Genomic DNA, 4,998 nt, shown 5'->3' with positions numbered 1-4,998 from the left:
GTCTATACCCGCACCGAATGGTTGGCTGTCGCCGGCAACGCCGTGGGCAGCCTCAACGCGGCGACGGAAATCGTCATTACCCGCAACGGCACGAATGCCGTTTCGATCGTTGCCGAACTCAACGACATCGAAGAGATCGTCATCAATACGGGTGCAGGCCCGGACACTGTGTTGACGATCGGCGATTTCTCGCCGACGGGCCTCAGCGTCAACACGATCACGATCAACGGCGATGCGGGCGACGACACCGTAGACTTCAGCGCACTGCAGTCTTCGCACCGTATCCTGTTCCGCACCAATGGCGGCAACGACACGATCGTCGGCAATCTCAGGCCGCAGGACGTGGTGGAACTGGCGCCGGGAAGCAACATTTCCGACTACACCATGACCACCAATGCGAACGGCACGAAGACGTTCTCGAACGGCACGCACTCGATCACCTTCGCCGGTGCGGTGCCGCCGCAATTCCAGAATACGCCGCCGACGCCCGGCAACGATGAAGGCGTTTCGGGTCGCTTCGAATACACCGCGAACGACCTTGCCGGCCTCAAGAACCTGGTCAACGGGCTGCCGGCCTTCGACACTGACGACGACACCAACGACTTCTCCGGTGTCCGGACACTCTCCGGTCACGGCAACAACGAAGACAATCCGACCTGGGGCTCGGCCGACACGCCGTTCATCCGCATCACCGATGCGCATTACGGCGCCTACGACCCGACGACCGGCAACAACAACATCAATCCGATCTTCTCGGGGCTCGACCCGCGCAACATCAGCAACATCCTCGGCAGCCAGGAACTCGACCTGCCGAAGAACGACAAGGACGCCAACATCTTCTTCATGGCGTTCGGCCAGTACTTCGACCACGGTCTCGACTTCCTCGGCAAGGGCGGCAACGGCACGATCCGCATCGGCGCACCGGGCAACGGCGCACCGGGATCGGGCAACCCGGCCGATCTTACCCGCGGGACGGTAAGCTCGGTCGTCGACGGCGTACCGCAGCACCTGAACAAGACCTCGCCCTTCGTCGATCAGAACCAGGCCTATGGTTCCAACGACCTGGTCGGCCAGTTCCTGCGGGAAGGCAATGGCTCGGGTGGACTGGGCGCGCACTTGATGAAAGGCGCGGCCGACCCGTCGAATGACGACTTCTCGCTGCTGCCGACGCTGCGCGAGCTGATCCTGCATCACTGGCAGAACAACACCGTGTTCCATTCGGCATCGCTGCCGGGCGGGCAGGTGGCGTTCCAGACCTACTTTGCCGGGTTGGTGACCAACGGCGTCATCAACGAAGCGATGCTTCCGGCCATGACGTCCAACTTCATGGGCAGCACCCACGCGCTGCTTCTCGACACCAACCCCTTTATCAAGCTGCTCGATCACTATGTGGTCGGCGACGGGCGCGGCAACGAGAACTTTGCGCTGACCTCGATGCACACCATCTGGGCCCGCAACCACAACTTCCATGTGGAAGGTCTGGAGGCGGCCGGCTTCCAAGGAACGGCGGAAGAGCTGTTCCAGGCGGCCAAGATGATCAATGAGGCCGAGTACCAGCGGGTGGTCTTCGACGAGTTCGCCGACATGCTGCTCGGCGGCATGCGCGGCCTCGGTAACCATGGCTTCCTCGAGTACAACCCGGATGCCACGGCTGGGATCTCGCATGAGTTCGCCGCCGCCGTCTACCGCGTCGGACATTCGCTGATCGGCCAGACCATGACCGTCATCGGTCCCGACGGGCAGCCCAAGCAGGTGGCTCTGTTCGATGCCTTCCTGAACCCGAGCAATGAGGCCGGCGTCTTCACCGGTCCCTTGCCTCCAGGCTACGTGCCGCAACCCGGCTACGAACAGCTCGGCGTCAACTCCATTCTCGGCGGGATCATCACCCAGCAGGCCGAAGAGGTGGACTTCAATATCGTCGACGCTGTTCGTAACGACCTCGTTCGCATCAATGCCGATCTGTTCGCCTTCAACGTGGCGCGCGGATGGGATGTCGGCCTCGGGACGCTGAACCAGGTCCGCATGGATCTGGCGGCCTCCCAGGATCCCTACGTCTCGGAAGCACGCGGCTTTGCCGGCGACATGTCTGCCTACACGTCCTGGGAGGACTTCCAGGCACGCAACGGGCTGAGCCAGGCGGTGATCAACCAGTTCCGCCAGGCCTATCCGGACCTCGTGCTGCAGCCCGGCGATATCGCCACGTTCCAGTCGATCAACCCGGGTATCCAAGTGGCAATGCAGGCCGATGGTACCGGCGTCGTCAAGGGCATCGACCGCGTCGATCTCTGGGTCGGCGGCCTTGCCGAAAAGCATGTGAATGGCGGCATGGTCGGCCAGACTTTCTGGATCGTCCTGCACGAGCAGTTCGATCGTCTGCAGGAAGCCGACCGCTTCTACTATGCAAGCCGCTTCGACAACTTCGACTTCTACGAAAACTTCATCGACGGTCAGGAGTTTGCCGACATCATCGCTCGCAATACCGGCATGACGGATCTTCCCGAACATGTCTTCCAGACCAACGAACCGGACGATGGTGATGATGGTGCTGGCAACCCGGATGATGATGAAGACGATGGTGATGACGACGGCGACCCCGTTGGCGGCGGCGATGACGGCGACGACGACGAGGATGACGACGGCGACACCGGCGGCCCCGACGATGATGGGGACGACGATGATGATGATACGGCCGGCGGTGACGACGATGACGACGATGATGACGCTGGCGGGGACGATGATGACGACGATGATACGGCCGGCGGCGGTGACGACGATGGCGACGACGACGGTGACGGTTCGGGCGATGGGGACGGTGGTGAGACGCCGTTGCCGGTTGCGGCGCGCACGCTGATCGGGACGTCTGCGGCGGATGTGCTGCTGGGTGGTGGCCTTGCCGACGTGCTTCTGGGCGGCGGCGGTGGCGACATCCTGTCGGGGGATGCGGGCAGCGACGTGCTGCGCGGCGAGGACGGCGAGGATGTGCTGTCGGGTGGTGACGGCGACGACGTTGCCTCTGGCGGATCGGGCAATGACGAGATCCACGGCGGTGCCGGTGCCGACATGCTGTTCGGCAATGGCGGCGAGGACCTGATCTACGGCGACGCCGGCAACGACGTCATCGAAGGCGGGGCGGGATCGGACAAGGCCTGGGGCGGTGACGGCGACGACACCTTCCTGGCAACGCTCAACGACGGCTCCGACAGTTACTGGGGCGGCGAGGGCAGCGACACGCTCGACTACTCGACCGCCACCAGCACCCTGACGGTCGACATGGGCACCGGCTTCATGGGCCGCGGCCAGGTCTTAGGCGTCGAGGTGGGAACCGACACGGTCTACGGCTTCGAGAACTTCATCGGCGGCTCCGGCCATGACGTGATCACCGCATCCAATGCCGTCAACATCATCGACGGCGGCCTTGGCGAGGACGTCTTCCGCTTCACCTCGGTGGCAGCGGCAAACGGCGACACGATCTACGGCTTTACGCCGGGAGACCGGATCGACTTCTCCTCGATCGACGCCAACACCGGACAGGCGGGCGTGCAGGGCTTCACGCTTTCGGCCGGAACGACGCTCTCGGGCGCCGGCCAGATCGTGGTGACGCATGAGACACAGGACGGCGCCGACGTCACCGTGATCCGCGGCAGTGTCGATGCCGACCCGGATGCCGACTTCGAACTGGCGATCGCGGGCACGCACAACCTCAAGGTCGCCGACTTCAATGGTGTCTCCTGAGCATGAAGCGGAGTTCCCGGCCGGTCGCTGACCGGCCGGGACAGCATGCGGGCGGACAAAAGGGGATCTCATCATGAGCAAGAAGAAAGAGCCGCAACACAAGATCGGCGGCATGCGCGGTATCCTGATCTATCTCTTCGGCCTATCGGGCATCATCAACATCCTGGCGCTGACCGGCGCCTTCTACATGCTGCAGATCTACGATCGGGCGCTGACCAGCGGCAGCATCTCCACGTTGGTGGCGCTGTCGGTGCTGGCGGTCGGGCTCTATCTGTTCCAGGGCCTGTTCGACGTCATCCGTTCGCAGATCCTGGTCCGGCTCGGCGCCCGGCTCGACAGCCAGCTGGCGCCGCTTGCCCACAAGGTGGTGATCGAGATGCCACGCTTCGGCTATTCGACGGCGGAGGCGACGGAACGCGGCCGCGACGTCGACACGCTGCGCGGGTTTCTCTCGAGCCAGGGGCCGGTGGCGCTGTTCGACCTGCCATGGATCCCAATCTATCTCGTCTTCGTCTGGATGCTTCATCCGGTTCTCGGTTACCTCACGCTCGGTGGCGCGCTGGTGCTGGCGGTGCTGACGGTGATTGCCGAGGTGCTGACCCGGCGCCATTCCAGCTCGATGATCAAGGCGTCGGTGGCGCGCAGTTCGGTGGCCGAAAGCAATGCCCGCAACAGCGACGTGCTGCATGCCATGGGCATGACCGGACGGGCGGTCGATCGTTTCGAGAAGGCCAATCGCCGCCATCTCGACTGTCAGACCAAGACGTCGGATATCGGCGGCACGCTGTCGGGCCTGTCGAAGGTGCTGCGCATGATCCTGCAGTCGGCGATCCTCGGGGTTGGCGCCTATCTGGCGATCCGCGGGCAGATGTCGGCCGGTTCGATCATCGCCTCGTCGATCGTGACCGCGAGAGCACTGGCGCCGGTCGACATGGCGATCGCGCAATGGAAGGGCGTGGTGGCGGCAAGGCGCAGCTATCACCGCCTCAACGAGACGCTCGGCGTGCTCGACGAGCGCTCCGGCAGCCTCGACCTGCCGGCACCCACCGAGAGCTTGAGCCTCGACAAGGTGACGACGGTGGCACCGTCGACCGGGGCGGTGCTCCTGAGCGAGGTGAGCCTGGAACTGAAAGCCGGCCAGGCGCTGGGGCTGATCGGGCCGTCGGGTGGCGGCAAGACGACACTGGCGCGCGCCATGCTCGGCATCTGGCCGGTCTTACGTGGGGCTGTTCGCATCGACGGCGCCGATCTCAACCAATGGCCCGA

At 64.0% G+C, this 4,998-nt stretch carries 2 protein-coding genes; both read left to right on the top strand.

Annotated elements, in window-relative coordinates; translation table 11 throughout:
• Nucleotides 1-3,732: peroxidase family protein (locus tag HT585_RS31525; protein WP_176356698.1), on the top strand; the 3,732-nt coding region annotated here is incomplete at its 5' end.
• Between the two features lie 73 nt (nucleotides 3,733-3,805).
• Nucleotides 3,806-4,998: type I secretion system permease/ATPase (locus HT585_RS31520; RefSeq protein WP_210270650.1), on the top strand; the 1,193-nt coding region annotated here is incomplete at its 3' end.

Origin of the sequence: Ensifer oleiphilus (assembly GCF_013371465.1) — a bacterium.
Classification (GTDB): domain Bacteria; phylum Pseudomonadota; class Alphaproteobacteria; order Rhizobiales; family Rhizobiaceae; genus Ensifer; species Ensifer oleiphilus.
Note: the sequence above shows the minus strand (reverse complement) of the source record. Positions and strands in the feature narration are given on the sequence as shown.